Below are 15,411 nucleotides of genomic sequence, written 5' to 3'. Positions count from 1 at the left end.
CGCCTTCACGGCCATCGGCCAACTTGAGATGCGCCGCGTCGAGACATGACTTCGCGCTCTCGCGGCGCGATGGGCCCGAGCTGTGCTGATCGATCTCCTCTCGAAACGAGAGGGCGCAGGGAAGACCGAGCCTCGGCCGAGGCCCGTGGCCCCCGTGCGGAGAAAATGCACGGGGCAGGAACCACAGGTTCAGCCGGAGCGACCCGGCCTTCCCTGCGCGATGGTTTTCACGGCTGCTCCGCGCTCTCCCCGGGGACCGGCTTGTTTGCCCCCGTCGCTCGCAACCACGCACGAACGTGATCGCAAGCTTGGCGCCAGCTTCGGGGCGCCAGGACCACACGGCTTGACCGTCCGCCACGACATCAGTCGTCTTGCGCGCGAACGCGCCCGACCTCGCGACGGCCACCACTCCCCGCCCCCGCGTATCGTGACGACGCGTACGCCCCTCTCTGCATGAGGCGGGATGCGCGGGAGATAAGCATGATTTCCGGAAAAGCGAAACAGGAATATTTTTCGCAGGCGGGCTGGACACGAGCGGCAGATTGCGTTCGCCACCTCGATCGATTTGCCCGACGGGCAGCCCGGTACAACCTGCCTACGCCAATGCGATGGATTGCTCGTGCCCGTCCCGCCTTTCACCGCGGACGGCAGCAGCTTAGGATGCCATCGTCTCCACAATCCGGAACACGCGACGTGCCCGACTTCGAGCCGATCTACACCACGACCGGCGCCGAGAGCGTGGGCCGCTTCGTGGCAACACACTACGCGCTATCAGAGCCGCTCGCGTGCCGCCTGATGAACCGCGGCTTCAACGACGTCTATCTGATTACATCCGCAACGGGCGCACGCTACGTCTTCCGTCTGTCGCATCACCGCGCCCGCGGCCCGGCCGATGTCCGCACCGAGACCGACTTCCTCGCACATCTCGCGCGCTGCGGCGTGCCGGTGGCCGCGGCGGTTCCGGCGCGCGACGGCGCGCTGTTCGTACGCGGCGAGGCGGCGGAAGGCGGCCGCGAAGGCGTGCTGTTTCACGCCATCGAGGGACGGACCCCGGAGGTCGCATCGCAGAGCGACGCGCGCGCCAATGGCGTGACGCTTGCCCGAGTGCACGCGGCGGCGATGTCCTATCGGCCCGAAGCGCCGCTCTATCTTCTGGACCTCGACCATCTGCTGCACCGGCCGCTCGCGCGCGTTCAACAGCTCTGCAGTCTGATCGATGCCGATGATGGCCGCTTTCTCCAGGACATCGCGGAGCGAACCGCCGCACGGATCAAGGCGATGGAGGGCCTGACATGGACGCATTGTCACGGCGACTGCCACGGCTTCAATGCGCGCATCGGCGCCGGCGGCGAGGCCGTGTTCTTCGACTTCGACGACGGCGGTCCCGGCTATCTGGCCTATGACCTGGCCGTGTTCCTGTGGACCAAGCTGTCGTTCGGCCGGCGCTTCCATGCGGCGTGGCACGCCTTCGTCGACGGCTACCGCTCGGTCCGCCCGATCTCGGCCGCTGATTTCGAGGCCGCGCATGCCTTCGTGATCGTCAGGCACTTCTGGCTGATGGGCGAGCAGGCCAGCCGTTCGCGCGAATGGGGTAGCGAGAATGTCCGCTGGGTCACGCAGCAGCGGGAATTTCTCGAAGGCTGGGAGGCGCAGCAGCTTGCGACGCGCTTGCTATGAGCTTGGGCGGATCGGAGGGATTGAACCGGAGAGCTCCGGCGGCCGACGCATGATCCAGGCGTTCAGGCTTGCGGGGGTTGGGTCCTTTCCGCGGTGACGATGACGAGATTAACGTTTCGCAATCCTTCCGCCGCGACCGAAGCAGACGCAGCACGCCCGCATCGGAGATTTTGAGCCATGACAGACACGATCGTTCAGTCACGTCGGCTGGGCATCATCGGTTGCGTGATCGGGCTTGTTGCTCTGGTCGCGGCGGTTCTGCCGCATTGGGTGCTGCCGGTGATCGATCCGCCGCCGCCGATCGACCAGGTCATCGTCGATGTCGGACATCGCGTGAAGGAGCGCCTGATGGCGCGCATCAAGGGCGTCGACGACCAGGCGCCGGCGCGCGAGACGTCCTGGACCGACCGCCTGCACCAGCAATTGCCGGTGGCCGCGGTCTCGCTCGGTTTGCTTGCGATCATTCTCGGCGTCGTGGGTCAGTTGCGTCGCGAGGAGCGGCACGTCGCGGCGATGGCGACGACCCTGGGCGGCTGCGCGATCGCCGTGCAGCTTTCCTTCTTGCTGATGGGCGCGCTGATCGTGGTGGCCATCATCTATTTCCTCGGCGATTTCCTCGCGCTGTTCTGATCGCGAGGATGCACGTGCCTGGATCTGCCGGCTGCGGGCAGATGCGCCGTCGTCCATCTTCGATGCCACCCATTCTGTGCGAGCGCGGCGATGAATCCAGTGTGGTGCGCGGGGCCCTGGATTGCTTCGTCGCTGCGCTCCTCGCAATGACGGAGAGAAAGCGAGCTGCTCGAAAACGACGGGGCATCCGTGTCCTGTACGTCACAGCGGGACATCGGTTGAATGACGCACATTGCCAATATGATCGGGATGTGATTACTACGCGCTCCGGCGTTGAGCATTCGGCTCCGCCGCACAGGAGAGAGACGATGACTGCGATCATCCGTTGCTCCGCCAGGAGCCGCCGGGACTGATCCTCGCGTGAGGCGAGGTTTGGTCTGGCATGCGTGCGTCCGCGCGCGCAGATAGTCCCTGACCAGTTCTCCCTATCTTTCTCCAAGGTATTTACATGGGCAATTCCCATCGCGTGGACGGCTGTGCGCCGGTCCACGGCTTCTACTCGTCCAGCTCCTGGATCGAGGGCGCCGCTGCGCGCCAGCTCGAAACCGTGGCTGACATCTGTGGCGTGCGTGCTGTCGCCGGCATGCCGGATCTGCATCCCGGCAAGTTCGGTCCCGTCGGCTGCGCCATCCTCGCCGACCATATCCACCCGGCCTTCGTCGGCTCCGATGCGGGCTGCGGCATGGCGCTGTATCAGCTCGACCTCGCTTCGCGCCGGATTCGCGTCGACAAGGCGGCCGACCGGCTGCGCGACGTCGCCACACCCTATGACGGCGACATCGTGAGCGAGCTCGCAGCTCATCAGCTTGCGCCGTCCGACTTCGATGCGTCGCTCGGCACGATCGGCGGAGGCAATCACTTCTGTGAGCTGCAGGCGGTCGAGGAGGTGTTCGATCCGTCCTGCGGCATCGATCGCGACCGCGCCCATCTGCTGGTGCATTCGGGCTCGCGCGGCCTCGGCCATGCGCTGCTCGAACGGCAGATCGCCGACGGCCTCAAGCCGCTCGCGCCGGACAGTGGGGCTGGCCACGCCTATCTCGCAGCACATGATCACGCGCTGCGCTGGGCGTCGCTGAACCGGCAGGTCATCGCGCAGCGGGCCGCGACGGCCCTGCGCTGTGAGGCCGATCCGGTCTGCGCGTGCTCGCACAATTGCATCGAGCATCGTGCAGACGGCGTGTTGCACCGAAAGGGGGCTGCGCCGTCCGACCAGGGTCTCGTCGTCGTGCCGGGCTCGCGCGGCGCGCTGTCCTATCTGGTCGCGCCGCTCGCGTCAGCGCCAAAGGAGGCGTTGTGGTCGATCGCGCATGGCGCCGGTCGCAAGTTCGACCGGAGCTCGATGATCGGCCGTGTCGGCGCCACGCGATCGGATCGCGAGCGTCTCGCGCGCAATCCGTTCGGCGGCCGCGTGATCTGCGAGGACCGCGCGCTGCTCGCCGAGGAGGCGCCGGAGGCCTACAAGCCGATCGCCGGCGTGATCGCCGATCTCGAAGCATTCGGGCTGGCGCGCGTCGTCGCCAGCTTCCGCCCGCTGGTGACGGTGAAGAAGATCGCCGTCCAGCGGCCGCGCAGGGAGGACCGGCGATGAGACGACTGCTCCTCACGGCGGGGCGCGGTCCGGCCGAATGCCGGCTCGCGGTCGCGCATGCGCTGCGGCGGCTCGCCGACGAGGCCGAGGCGGCGGACTGCGAATGCGCGATCGCGCGAGAGCAGACCGACCGGCATGGGCCGGCCAGCGCGATCGTCGTGCTGGACGGGCCGACGGCGGCCGACCTCGCGCGGCGCTGGACGCAGGGCTCGCTGCTCTGGGTGTGCCGCAGTCCGCTGCGGCCGCATCACGGCCGCAAGAACTGGTTCGTCGGCATCGTCGATCTGCCCCTGTCGGAGCAGGTGGCGGCGTTGGCGGCCACCGACGTCCGGTTCGAGAGCTTTCGTGCCGGCGGTCCCGGCGGCCAGCACCAGAACAAGACCGAGAGCGCGGTGCGCGCGGTTCACATGCCGACGGGGCTGGTCGCGGTCGCGCGCGACGGCCGCTCCCAGCATCGCAACAAGGCGCTTGCGCTCGCGCGTCTCGCCGCATTGCTGGACGGCCGCGGGCGCCTGGCGGACGCCGGCGAGGCGCGCCTCATCCACGCGGCGCATGACCGCATCGAACGCGGCGCAGCCGGGCTGCGCTTCGAGGGACCTGCGTTCAGGCCGGCGGGATGATCACCGGACAGCGGGGGCGTCAGCGCCCCCGGCTGCACCTTCGACAGGCAGGATGCACAGTCATCTCTCCGCCAGACGACTGCCATGCACGCCGCTCCGCACATTGGCGGATGACATCGCGCCGCCGAACGGCTAAGCGGACCGCCCCCCCGGACGGAAACGAGACGAGCATGGCGGCAGCGGCCCATTGTGGCATCGACTTCGGCACTTCGAACACCACGGTCGGCCTCAGCAATTCCGCCTCCGCAGAGCTCATCCCCCTGGAGGGCGAGCAGCGGACCTTGCCGAGTGCGATGTTCTTCGATTTCGAGGATCACGGCACCCAGTTCGGGCGCAGCGCGATCGAGCGCTATCTGACCGGCCATGACGGCCGCTTCATGCGCGCGCTGAAGAGCATCCTCGGCACCGCGCTGATCCACGAGAAGACCTATATCCGGCAGAAGGCGGTGCCGTTTGCAGGTATCCTCGGCTTCTTCTTCGCGCATCTGAAGACGCGGATCGAGACGCGGCTCGGCAGGGAGATCAATCAAGTCGTGCTCGGCCGTCCCGTCCGCTTCGTCGACAAGGATGATGCGGCCGACGCGGAGGCGCAGAGCGCGCTGGAGGGCATCGCGCGGGACCAGGGTTTCAAGCACATCGCGTTCCAATACGAGCCGATCGCCGCCGCGCTCGACTACGAGCAGCAGGTCGCCCGCGAGGAGCTGGTGCTGATCGTCGACATCGGCGGCGGCACCTCGGACTTCTCGATCGTGCGCGTCTCGCCCGAGCGGCGCAGCAAGACGCAGCGCGAGGACGACATCCTCGCCAATGGCGGCATCCACATCGGCGGCACCGATTTCGACCGGCTTCTCAGCCTGAAAAGCGTGATGCCGCATCTCGGCTACGGCAGCCTGACCGCCGACGGCAAGCGCAACCTGCCGACGCTGTACTATCACGAGCTCGCCACCTGGCACCGCATCAACCAGCTCTACAAGAGGGGCGTGATCGGCGAGCTGCGCCAGATCCGCTACGAGGCCGAGCGGCGCGATCTGGTCGACCGCTTCATCAAGGTGGTGGAGGAGCATCGCGGCCATACGCTCGCGATCGGCGTCGAGCAGGCAAAAATCGCGCTGACCGCGGCCAAGTCGCTGACCTCGGTGCTGTCGGAGAAGGACGACTGGGCGCGCATCCGCTTCACGCGCAAGGATTTCGACCGCGCCATCGGCGATTCCGTCGAGCGCGTCGTCGGCACGGTGACCAAGCTGCTCGACGATGCCGGCGTCGGGGCCGCTGCCATCAACACCATCTTCCTCACCGGCGGCTCGAGCATGGTGCCGGCGCTGCGTCAGGCAATCCTGGCGCTGTTTCCGGCGGCGCGCATCGCCGAGACCGACCTGCTCGGCAGCGTCGGCATCGGGCTCGCGCTCGACGCGCGGCGCAAGTTCGGCTGAGCCTGCTCAGCGCGGTTCCGACGCCGAGGGCTGCGGATCCTGCACCCGGGGCGTCCGCGGCCGTGGCGCGGCGCGCGGCGCGGCCGGTGCTGATCCGGGAACGCGGGCTTGGCTGCGCTTGGCCCGAGCCGGCGGCGAGCCGGTCGCCGCCGTTCCTGCACCCGCCTGCTGTCCGTCGCGGATGATGCGCCAGGGTTCGGGATCGATCGGACGCGATTGCGGAGCAACGACCGCGGGCCGGCTGGCGCGGCGCCGCCGCGGCGGCTCGCTTGGCGCCGGCCGCGCGACCGGACGGACTACGTCGGATGTCGTCTCGGCGGCCGGCGACGCATCGGCGGGCAATTCGATCGGGACTGCCGCCACGGCCGGCTCGGCCGCAACAGGCTCGGCTGGAACGGCGGGCTCAGGTTGAGGCGGCCTCTCCGCCTGCACGATCGATCCCGTGGTCTCCTCGACCGGCCCCGACTGGAACAAGTCATTCGGCAGCAGCACGCCCGCAATCGCGAGTGCGGCGGCGAGGCTTCTGCCGAGCGAGATCCGCGCAGGACGCTCGGGCGGCAGCGCGGCGCGGCTGATGATCCGGCGGCCAGCATCGACGCCGACCACCGCGACGAAGGCCGCGAAGCCGAGGCTGCCGCCGACGCTTGGCAGAACCGCCGCCGCCTGGACCAGCAACGCGGTCAGCGCCACCGCGGCGGCCAGCGGCTGGACGACACCCCGCAAACGCTGCGGCGACGACATGCCGACGAAACAACCGGCAAAATACGCGTCGGACAGGCGGGCATCGTCCGGCGCGAGCTGCTGCAGGATGACGAGACCGGCACAGGCCAGTGCTGCCGAGACGAAGATGCGCGCCGGCCGCCCTGCGGCCGCAACCCGCGGCAGCCTCAGCGCCACCATCGTTGCGACCATTCCGACGCCGCACAGCGCCAGCATGAGCACCGAATGATTGAGACCCCTGTCGAAGCCCTGAAGGCTGGCGACGCGCACCGGTGCGCCGTCGGCGCCGAGCAGCGGCGCGAAGCTGAGGAACAGAAACGAGCCGATCGCCGCGAGCGCGCCGAAGCGGCCGCCATAGCCGCGCAACAGCACGACGCGCAGCCGCATTTCGATCGCGCAGACGCTGCAGAACACGAGGCCGCAAAACAGCGACAGCAGCAGGAAGGACCTATCGACCGGAAGCCCCGACCGCGCCACGCTCTCGCTCAACGCAACGATCGGCGTCATCCCGCTGAAGCTGCCGCCATAGACCGAGGAGGAGAAGGTCGTCGGCAGCAGATCTCTGGTTCTTGCCGTGATCAGGCCAGCGCAGAGCAGCAGGGTGGCGGTGACCGACGCGAGCGCCGGGGACAGGCCCGACGTGCACAGGTGCAGCGTCGCCAGACAACCGAGAAAAGCGCCGGCGAACGAGGCCAGCGGCACGACATTCAGCGACCGGCGCGGCCAGCGGTGAGAGCCGGGCTCGGACGGCCGGTCGAGCGCGCCATCGCGGTCCGCTGTCACGGCCCCGCCAACGTCGATGGGTCCGGCCGCCACTCCGGCGCGGGCTGCACCTCATGGCGGGCCACGATGCGCGGTCGCGCCGTCGCGTGCGGCACCACCCGTGCCTGTTGGCGCTTCAGCCGGGCAGCCAGCACGCCCGCTGGCCGACCATCGCGACCGATCCGCCGGGACGGCTCTGCGGACGCGGGCGACGCGGACTGCTGGACCGGCTCACTCGAGGGCCGCGGGGCGAGCGGATTGGCGCCCTCCGGATTCAGGATCTGAAGCGGCAGATCGGGCGCTGTGTCAGCGGCGAAGGCCGGCTCGCCGGGCGCCGTGCCGTCGCGCCGATCCTCGTCGTGTGAGGGCATTGTCGTCCGCGCCGGCGCAGCGGCTTTGTCCGCGTTCACCAACGGACCGTTGGGCTCCGCCACCGGCGGCTGAAACATCAGCTCGCTGGTGAGCAGCACCGCGAAGATAGCGAGTGTGGCGACGAGTCCCCGCGTCCAGGCGAGGACGGTCTGCCACGGCGATTCCCCTGCCTCGACGAACAGACGAACCGCAGCATCCACGAAGATGACCGAGACGAAGGCGATGTATCCGAGGCTGCCGCCGACGCTCGGCAGGATGGGACCGGTGAGGATCAGCAGGCACGTCAGCAGCACCACCGCGGCCATCGCCTGCGGCAGGCTGCGGAGCCGCCGCAACGACGACATGCCGACGAAGCAACCGGCGGAATAGGCGTCGAGATCAGGGGCCTTGCTGGGCAGAAGCTGCAGCACCACGAGGCCGGCAAAGGCCACCGTCGCCGCAACGAAGATGCGTACCGCGCGGCGCGACCCGGCCACGGGCGCCCAGCGCAAGGCGGCCATCGTCGCCAGCATGCCGACCGTGCACAACGCGAAGGTGAGCGCAGTGCCACCGAGCCCCTGCTCCAGCGCGCCGCGGCGCGCGATCGGAAACAGCTCGCCCTCGGCGCCAAGCAGCGGCGCGAGACCGACGAACAGGAACGAAGCGACCGCCGCCAGCGCGCCCAGTCGTCCGCCATAGCCACGCGCGAGCCCCCCGCGCAGCCACATGTCGAGCGCACAGCCCAGACAGAACACCAGTCCACAGAACAGCGAGAGCAGAACGAAGGCGGCGTCGAGCGGCAGGCCGGCGCGAATGACGCTTGCGTTCAACAGCGCCACGGGAGTCATGCCGACGAAGCTGCCGCCATAGGCCGACGAGAAGAACGTGCTCGGCACCAGATCCGCGGTCCGTGTCAGGATCAGTGAGGCGCACAGCAGCAAAGCCGCCGCGGCCGAGGCAATCAGCGGCGACAGCCCGGTTGCACTCAGATGCAGGGTCATCAGACAGCCGAGGAACGCGGCGATGAACGACGCGAGCGGCGGGCAGCCGAGCTGGAACAGCTCCGAGCCGTAGAACGGCGCGGCCCGGCCGAGCTGCCGATCGCGCCATGTGCGCGGATCGAAGCTCTGCTCTGCCTGCAGACGACGTAACTGACGATCCGCCGCTTTGCGGTTCATATCCACGACACCCCGAATCGCGCCCGCCCAAGATCTGCGTGATGATCTCGCGGCAGACGAATGGTTGACGTTCGGGCGCAACCCTGAGCCCGAGCCGGCGCAGTTTCCTGCGACGGTTGTACGCGCGCTGCATTCGTGCAGGCTGCGTGTGCTCGATTCATGCACTGCAATGCAACGTTGTGGAAGTATCGGGCTCCAGTCCGGGCGTGAAAGTTCCTGGCAACCTTAATGGCGGAGCGCGATGCGAATTATCAATGACATGCGAGTTAGACGGCGCAGCAACCCCGGCTTGCAAACGAGCTTGGTAAACGACAGCATGGCGTCATGCTCACGCCCACGTTGCATACCGCCCGTCTGATCCTGCGGCCGCTGGCCCTCGCCGATGCGCCGGCGATCCAGCGTCAGTTCGACAACTGGAACGTTGTCCGCAACCTCGCAGCCGTCGTTCCGTGGCCCTATCCTCCCGACGGCGCCGAGACCTTCGTCAGGCTGCAGCTCGACAGGATCGCGGCCGGCGAGGAGCTGTATCAATGGGTGCTGGCGCTGCGCGACGGTGACGGCGAGGCCATCGGCAATATTCACTTCCGGCCGCGCATGGAGTCGATCAAGGGCCATCGCGGCTTCTGGCTCGCTGAGCCCTATTGGAATCGAGGGCTGATGAGCGAGGCGATCGCCGCCGTGAACGACTTCGCCTTCGGTCCGCTCGGGCTCGATCAGTTCACCGTCTGCAACGTCGCGAGCAACATCGCATCACGGCGGGTCAAGCAGAAGACGGGCGCCGAGTTCGTCGGCTTCATCGAGGTCGCGCACCACAATGGCGAGACCCGCTCCGAGCAATGGATCGTGCGGCGGGAGACGTGGCTGCAACGCCGAGAAAAGCAACGCGCTCCCGCCTGAGATCGTCGGCGCTACGCGCTCGTCGTCACGTCGAGCACCGCCTGCGCAAACGCCTGCGGCGCCTCCTGCGGCAGGTTGTGGCCGATGCCGCCGGTGATCAGCCGGTGCTCGTAGCGGCCGGTGAACTTCCTGGCGTAGGCCTCGGGCGCCGGATGCGGCGCGCCGTTGGCATCGCCCTCCATCGTGATGGTGGGCACGGTGATGTCGGGAAAGGTCGCGAGCCTCGCCTCCAGCGCATCGTATTTCGCCTCACCCTGCGCGAGGCCGAGCCGCCAGCGATAGTTGTGCACGACGATGTCGACGTGATCGGGATTGTCGAAGGCGGCGGCGCTGCGCGCGAACGTGGCGTCGTCGAACGCCCATTTCGGCGAGGCCGTCTGCCAGATCAGCCTGGCGAAGTCGCGCCGGTTCTTGTCGTAGCCCTCGCGACCGCGCTCGGTCGCGAAGTAGAACTGGTACCACCATTGCAGCTCGGCGGCCGGCGGCAGCGGCATGCGGCCGGCCTGCTGGCTGCCGATCAAATAGCCGCTGACCGAGACCATCGCCTTGCACCGCTCCGGCCACAGCGCCGCGATGATGTTGGCGGTGCGCGCGCCCCAGTCATAGCCGGCGAGGGTCGCGGTCCTGATCGCGAGCGCGTCCATCAGCGCGACGATGTCGGCGGCGACGGCGACCGGCTGGCCGCTGCGCAACGCGGTCGGCGACAGCAGCCGCGTCGTGCCGTAGCCGCGCAGATGCGGAATGATGACGCGATGGCCGGACGCGGCCAGCGCCGGCGCGACGTCGGCGAAGCTGTGGATGTCGTACGGCCAGCCGTGCAGCAGGATGACGACGGGGCCGTCGGCCGGACCTGTCTCGGCATAGCCGATGCTGATCTCGCCGGCCTTGACCTGCTTGATCGGTCCGAGCGACGTCCCCGCCCCCGGCCGGATCGCCGGCAGCTTCGACGCCGACTTGAAGCTCTGCGCCTGCCCGGCGCTGGAGCCGAATTGAAAGGCCGCCACGGCGGTTCCGGCAAGGGTGAGGAAGCGGCGGCGGCTGGGGTGAAGGATGGTCGGCATGGCGGAGGCTCCTGGTTCCGAGGTGCGGTCGTTGTGCGCCTTGCGCCCGCGCGGCGCTTGGAGGAGGCATTGATTTTTCCTTGAGGCCGGCTTGATTTTGCGGATCGCGTGACGCGAAGGTGAAACCGGCGGCCAGGACGGTGCCTGTGGTATATTGCTTCGACGATTTCGTGCTCGATCCCGGCCGCCGCGAGCTGCGCCGCGGCGACGACCTGGTCGCGATGGAGCCGCAGGTGTTCGACCTGCTCGCGTTCCTGATCAGGACGCGCGACCGCGTCGTCAGCCGCGACGACATCCTCGCCGAGGTGTGGGGCGGCCGCATCGTCTCCGAGGCGACGCTGGCGAGCCGCATCAGCGCGGCGCGGAGCGCGATCGGCGACAGCGGCGAGGCGCAGCGGCTGATCCGCACCATTCCGCGCAAGGGCGTCCGCTTCGTCGGGGCGGTCCGTGAGCAGGCCGACGCGGTGCAGACGCCGGCCGTATCAGCCGCACCCGCCTTCGACGGCCCCGCCATCGCCGTGCTGCCCTTCACCAACATGAGCGGCGATCCCGAGCAGGACTATTTCGCCGATGGGATGGCCGAGGACATCATCACCGCGCTATCCCGTTGCAGCGGCCTCGCTGTGATCGCCCGCAACTCCTCCTTCATCTACAAGGGCAAGGCCGTCGATATCCGCACGGTCGGACGCGAGCTCGGCGTCGGCTACGTTCTCGAAGGCAGCGTGCGCCGCGCTGGGTCCCGCCTGCGCATCAACGGGCAGCTGATCGATGCGGCGTCCGGCGCGCATCTGTGGGCGGAGCGCTTCGACGGCCAGCTGGACGATGTGTTCGCGCTGCAGGACCGCATCACCGAGAGCATCGTGGCGGCGATCGAGCCGACGCTCGAGCTGGCGGAAGGCGAGCGCCGCCGCGCCACGCCGCCGCTTCCGGACGCCTACGATCTGCTGCTGCGCGCCGCCAGCCTGCGCGACGCCTTCACGTCCGACAGCCTCGCGGCGGCGACCGCGTGTCTGGACCAGGCGCTGGCGATCGATCCCGCCTGCGCGCCCGCGATGGCGGCTTGGGCCTATTGCCAGGCGCTGCGCCACTTCCAGGGCTGGAGCGCGCCGGACGAGACCTATCGCACGGCCGCCGTGGCGCGGGCGTGGCAGGCGTGCGAGCATGCGCCCGGTGACGCGCAGGTGCTGTGGATGGCGGCCTTCGCGATCTGGAACATGGCCGAGGACATCGCCCCAGCACGGGAGCTATTCCGCCGCTCGCTTGCCATCAACCCGAACTCGGCGATGGCGCTGACCTTGAGCGGCTGGATCGAGATCATGGCCGGACACACGGCTGCGGGACGCGCGATGATCGAACGGGCGCGGCGGCTGAACCCGCGCGATCCGCGGGGCTGGTTCGCAGCCGGAGCGCTGGCGATCTGTGCGGTGGCGGAGGACGATCTCGCTGGCGCCGTTCAATGGGCGGAGATCGCGCTGGCGCAGAACCGGCGTTTCGCCGTCGCGCTCCGCGTCCTGATCGTGGCCCTGGTCAGGACCGGAGAGATGTCGCGCGCCGGCGAGGTCGCGCGCCAGCTTCTGAGCCTCGAGCCGCATCTCACCGTGTCCGAGTTCCTCGAACGGATCCCATTTCCGACCGGGACGCTCGCCACAACCTACGCGGAGGCGCTGCGCGCAGCCGGTGTGCCGCCATGAACCCGTTCGCGTGCAGTGGACCGTGTTGCAACTGAGATTTTCGACATAAACGGCAAAGTTGCGAAACTTGGCTAGACCTCGTTCATACTACCTTAGGTTCCATTCCGTAGTTTCGCGGGCATCGTTCGGCGGTCATATCGCCGGGCGGCGGAGGGAATTGATGAAGAAATTGCTTCTCAAATTTTACGAGGATGAATCGGGCGCAACCGCGATCGAGTACGGCCTGATTGCGGCCGGCATCGCGCTTGCGATCATCACCATACTCAACAAGCTCGGACTCACCCTGGAAGGCATCTTCACGACCCTGACCACGAAGCTGAACGGCGGCTGATCGATCGATTGTCTGCGATGGCGTTCTCAGGACCGGAGCAATCCGGTCGCCATGGTCGGACTGGCCGGGCCTCGCGCCCGGCCTTTGTCTCTTGATGAGCTCCATTCTTCGATGGAGCGGCGCCGCAACCGACCTATCAATGGGTCGTGCTGCGTCCAGCCTCCTCGCACGCGTTCATGCAGCGCCGGCAGGACTCGGCGCAGATCCGGCAATGGGCATGCATCTTGGCGTGCTTATCGCACTCCTCGGCACATAGCCGGCACGCCGCCGCGCAGGCCTCGAGCATGCGGCTGATCATCTCCTGGTCGGAGCCCGTGCGCCGCGTGGCAAGACGGCCGGTGACGTTGCAGACGTCGGCGCAATCGAGATTGAGCCGGATGCACTGCGTCAGCCTGGCGACGCTATTCTCTCCGAGACACGCATCGGCGCAGGAGGTGCAGATCTGAGCGCAGGAGTAGCACTCCTCGATGCAGCGGACGAGTGCGTCGTCAACTCGACCGCGGACGTGCGGGTGGGTTTCGATCATCTGTTGAGCGTGCATGGGAGCTCCTGTCCGTTGGCCCCCGCGAGCGACAATAAAGATCGGCTGCAAAGGTTCTTATCGCCGCGCCGTTCGGTGCCTGACCTGTTCCCGTGGCGCGCCCCCGATCGTCTTACGATCCGCGTGACGGAATTATCAGTCCGCCTAGCGTCACGGCTTCCAGCCTTTCAGTCCTGCCTCGGGCTCATCAGCGCCATTTCGCAGAACTGCCATCCGAAACCTGGCGGCGCGCGCGTATGGACGACCCGGTTCGGTTGAGGCACAACACCTCTCGTCACTGACGTCGGCGGCCGAAGCCGCAGACCAAGAATGGGCGCCCGTACGAGGCAGCCGACGATGCGGAGGAATGGATGCTGATTCCGATGGCCGACGTGCCGCGCTGGTATGCGGAGCGCAAACCCGGGGACAGCGTCGCGCTCCGGCATGGCACCGATGTCCTGACCTGGGAGCAGCTCGAGCGCCGCGCCAATGCGCGTGCGCGCGCCTTCGCGGCCAAGGGCGTCAAGCCCGGCGACTTCGTCGCGATCGGCCTGCCCAACGGCAATGCGCTGTTCGAGACCAGCTTCGCGGTGTGGAAATGCGGCGCGACGCCGACGTCGCTGTCGTGGCGGCTGCCGCGCGGCGAGGCCGCCGCGGTGCTCGATATCCTCAAGCCGTCACTGGTGGTCGGCGGCGAGGCCGACTGGAACGCGCCGAACGCGCTGCCGGCCGATTTCACGCCCGAGGGCTTTTCCGACGCGCCGCTCGCCGCGCCGGTGTCGCGCTATTGGAAAGCAATGACCTCGGGCGGCTCGACCGGACGGCCGAAGGTGATCCTCGATCACCAGCCTGCGGTGACCGACACCGCCGCCGAGCCCCCGCTTGGCATTCCGAAGGGCGCATCGCTGCTCAATCCCGGCCCACTCTATCACAACGCGCCCTTCATCGTGTCGCATTACGCGCTGTTCGCCGGCGGCAGCCTGACCGGGATGGTGAAGTTCGACGCCGAAGAGACGCTGCGGCTGATCCAGGCGCAGCACATTCAGTGGGTCAACTTCGTGCCGACGATGATGCACCGGATCTGGGCGCTGCCGGAGGCGGTCCGCAACAGCTACGATCTGTCGAGCCTGAAGATGGTGTTCCACATGGCCGCGCCGATGCCGCCATGGCTCAAGGAAAGATGGATCGAGTGGCTCGGGCCCGAGCGCGTCTACGAGCTCTATGGCGGCACCGAGCGCCAGGGCCGCACCATCATCTCCGGCACCGAATGGCTGCAGCACAAGGGCTCGGTCGGCAAGATCGACGAGTCCTGCAAACTGCGCATCCTCGATCCCCAAGGCAATGACGTCGCGCCGGGCGAAAGTGGCGAGATCTACTTCCTGCCTGCGGATGGTCCCGGCAGCACCTATCACTATCTCGGCGCCGAGCCGAAGCGCCGCGCCGACGGCTGGGAGTCGCTCGGTGACATCGGCCGGCTCGATGCCGACGGCTATCTCTATCTCGGCGATCGCCTCGCCGACATGATCCTGCGCGGCGGCGCCAACATCTATCCGGCCGAGGTCGAGGCGGCGCTGATGGCGCATCCCGACATCCGCTCCTGCGTCGTGGTCGGCCTGCCCGATCCAGAGCTTGGCCAGCGCGTGCATGCGATCGTGGAGATCGACCGCTCCAGGAATGCGCAGGGAATCGTCGACGGCATGAGCGCGTTCCTTGCCGACCGGCTCAGCCGCTACAAGCACCCCGAAAGCTACGAGCTGGTCGACGTCATGCTGCGCGACGATTCCGGCAAGGTCCGCCGCACCTTGCTGCGCGACGAGCGCGCGGAGTGGGTGAAGGATGGCCGCGACTTCCGTCTCGTGCCCACGCGGGCGCGCCCGGCGGCAGACTGACGGCACGGAAATTTTTCGAACGTTTACGATGCTGGCGTAGACTCCGTGAAGGGAAGGAGAGTCCGC

At 68.0% G+C, this 15,411-nt stretch carries 13 protein-coding genes; 9 read left to right on the top strand and 4 right to left on the bottom strand.

The annotated features are described in order from the left end of the window. Positions 1-693 precede the first annotated feature (693 nt). The 5 genes from ACQR13_RS18840 to ACQR13_RS18820 all read left to right on the top strand — a co-directional run bounded on the left by ACQR13_RS18840 (position 694) and on the right by ACQR13_RS18820 (position 5,945). The gene (locus tag ACQR13_RS18840; RefSeq protein WP_315826611.1) at positions 694-1,677 is read left to right on the top strand and encodes a phosphotransferase enzyme family protein; all 984 of its coding nucleotides are present in this window, start codon (positions 694-696) and stop codon (positions 1,675-1,677) included. A gap of 177 nt (positions 1,678-1,854) precedes the next feature. Further along, positions 1,855-2,307 carry a hypothetical protein gene (locus ACQR13_RS18835; RefSeq protein ID WP_315826610.1) on the top strand — a complete coding sequence of 151 codons (453 nt, stop codon included), beginning with the start codon at positions 1,855-1,857 and terminating at the stop codon, positions 2,305-2,307. A 448-nt stretch (positions 2,308-2,755) separates the two neighbouring features. Beyond that, positions 2,756-3,895: an RNA ligase RtcB family protein gene (locus ACQR13_RS18830; RefSeq protein WP_316202567.1), complete on the top strand. Its 1,140-nt coding sequence runs from the start codon at positions 2,756-2,758 to the stop codon at positions 3,893-3,895. Then, a complete protein-coding gene (gene prfH / locus ACQR13_RS18825) occupies positions 3,892-4,515 on the top strand; it encodes a peptide chain release factor H (protein WP_316226874.1) in 624 nt (207 codons plus the stop codon). Before ACQR13_RS18830 ends, prfH begins: the two co-directional genes overlap by 4 nt. 170 nt (positions 4,516-4,685) lie before the next feature. After that, a complete protein-coding gene (locus ACQR13_RS18820) occupies positions 4,686-5,945 on the top strand; it encodes an Hsp70 family protein (RefSeq protein ID WP_315754355.1) in 1,260 nt (419 codons plus the stop codon). Between the two features lie 6 nt (positions 5,946-5,951). Here ACQR13_RS18820 and ACQR13_RS18815 read toward each other — a convergent pair whose 3' ends face one another. Both ACQR13_RS18815 and ACQR13_RS18810 read right to left on the bottom strand, forming a co-directional pair. After that, positions 5,952-7,448 carry a hypothetical protein gene (locus ACQR13_RS18815; protein WP_434863089.1) on the bottom strand — a complete coding sequence of 499 codons (1,497 nt, stop codon included), beginning with the start codon at positions 7,446-7,448 and terminating at the stop codon, positions 5,952-5,954. After that, positions 7,445-8,956 (bottom strand): hypothetical protein, encoded by a 1,512-nt coding sequence (locus tag ACQR13_RS18810; protein WP_434845242.1) that lies wholly within the window; start codon positions 8,954-8,956, stop codon positions 7,445-7,447. Before ACQR13_RS18810 ends, ACQR13_RS18815 begins: the two co-directional genes overlap by 4 nt. A 324-nt stretch (positions 8,957-9,280) precedes the next feature. Between ACQR13_RS18810 and ACQR13_RS18805 the strand changes: the two genes are divergently transcribed. Further along, entirely contained in the window at positions 9,281-9,853 is a 573-nt protein-coding gene (locus ACQR13_RS18805; RefSeq protein WP_434863088.1) for a GNAT family N-acetyltransferase, read from the top strand. Between the two features lie 11 nt (positions 9,854-9,864). Here ACQR13_RS18805 and ACQR13_RS18800 read toward each other — a convergent pair whose 3' ends face one another. Beyond that, a complete protein-coding gene (locus tag ACQR13_RS18800; RefSeq protein WP_434845244.1) occupies positions 9,865-10,914 on the bottom strand; it encodes an alpha/beta fold hydrolase in 1,050 nt (349 codons plus the stop codon). Between the two features lie 146 nt (positions 10,915-11,060). Between ACQR13_RS18800 and ACQR13_RS18795 the strand changes: the two genes are divergently transcribed. After that, positions 11,061-12,605: a winged helix-turn-helix domain-containing protein gene (locus tag ACQR13_RS18795; protein WP_434863111.1), complete on the top strand. Its 1,545-nt coding sequence runs from the start codon at positions 11,061-11,063 to the stop codon at positions 12,603-12,605. A gap of 160 nt (positions 12,606-12,765) precedes the next feature. Then, positions 12,766-12,936 carry a Flp family type IVb pilin gene (locus ACQR13_RS18790; RefSeq protein WP_284418181.1) on the top strand — a complete coding sequence of 57 codons (171 nt, stop codon included), beginning with the start codon at positions 12,766-12,768 and terminating at the stop codon, positions 12,934-12,936. A gap of 136 nt (positions 12,937-13,072) precedes the next feature. On the opposite strand, the gene ACQR13_RS18785 is transcribed toward ACQR13_RS18790, so the two are convergent. Beyond that, positions 13,073-13,477 carry a four-helix bundle copper-binding protein gene (locus ACQR13_RS18785; protein ID WP_316166730.1) on the bottom strand — a complete coding sequence of 135 codons (405 nt, stop codon included), beginning with the start codon at positions 13,475-13,477 and terminating at the stop codon, positions 13,073-13,075. Between the two features lie 350 nt (positions 13,478-13,827). On the opposite strand from ACQR13_RS18785, the gene ACQR13_RS18780 reads away from it, so the two are divergent. Beyond that, on the top strand, positions 13,828-15,345 hold the full coding sequence (locus ACQR13_RS18780) for an AMP-binding protein (protein WP_434863087.1): 1,518 nt from the start codon (positions 13,828-13,830) through the stop codon (positions 15,343-15,345). Positions 15,346-15,411 lie beyond the last annotated feature (66 nt).

The sequence above is a fragment of the Bradyrhizobium sp. HKCCYLRH3059 genome (assembly GCF_051168035.1).
In the GTDB taxonomy this organism is placed as follows: domain Bacteria; phylum Pseudomonadota; class Alphaproteobacteria; order Rhizobiales; family Xanthobacteraceae; genus Bradyrhizobium.
This window is presented reverse-complemented; position numbering and strand designations above follow the sequence as displayed.

Bases quoted from the DNA above. Each gene is read 5' to 3' on its own strand.
- ACQR13_RS18790 (WP_284418181.1), top strand. From the start codon at position 12,766: ATGAAGAAATTGCTTCTCAAATTTTACGAGGATGAATCGGGCGCAACC.
- ACQR13_RS18800 (WP_434845244.1), bottom strand. From the start codon at position 10,914: ATGCCGACCATCCTTCACCCCAGCCGCCGCCGCTTCCTCACCCTTGCC.
- ACQR13_RS18805 (WP_434863088.1), top strand. From the start codon at position 9,281: ATGCTCACGCCCACGTTGCATACCGCCCGTCTGATCCTGCGGCCGCTG.
- ACQR13_RS18785 (WP_316166730.1), bottom strand. From the start codon at position 13,477: ATGCACGCTCAACAGATGATCGAAACCCACCCGCACGTCCGCGGTCGA.
- prfH (WP_316226874.1), top strand. From the start codon at position 3,892: ATGAGACGACTGCTCCTCACGGCGGGGCGCGGTCCGGCCGAATGCCGG.
- ACQR13_RS18780 (WP_434863087.1), top strand. From the start codon at position 13,828: ATGCTGATTCCGATGGCCGACGTGCCGCGCTGGTATGCGGAGCGCAAA.
- ACQR13_RS18830 (WP_316202567.1), top strand. From the start codon at position 2,756: ATGGGCAATTCCCATCGCGTGGACGGCTGTGCGCCGGTCCACGGCTTC.
- ACQR13_RS18820 (WP_315754355.1), top strand. From the start codon at position 4,686: ATGGCGGCAGCGGCCCATTGTGGCATCGACTTCGGCACTTCGAACACC.
- ACQR13_RS18810 (WP_434845242.1), bottom strand. From the start codon at position 8,956: ATGAACCGCAAAGCGGCGGATCGTCAGTTACGTCGTCTGCAGGCAGAG.
- ACQR13_RS18835 (WP_315826610.1), top strand. From the start codon at position 1,855: ATGACAGACACGATCGTTCAGTCACGTCGGCTGGGCATCATCGGTTGC.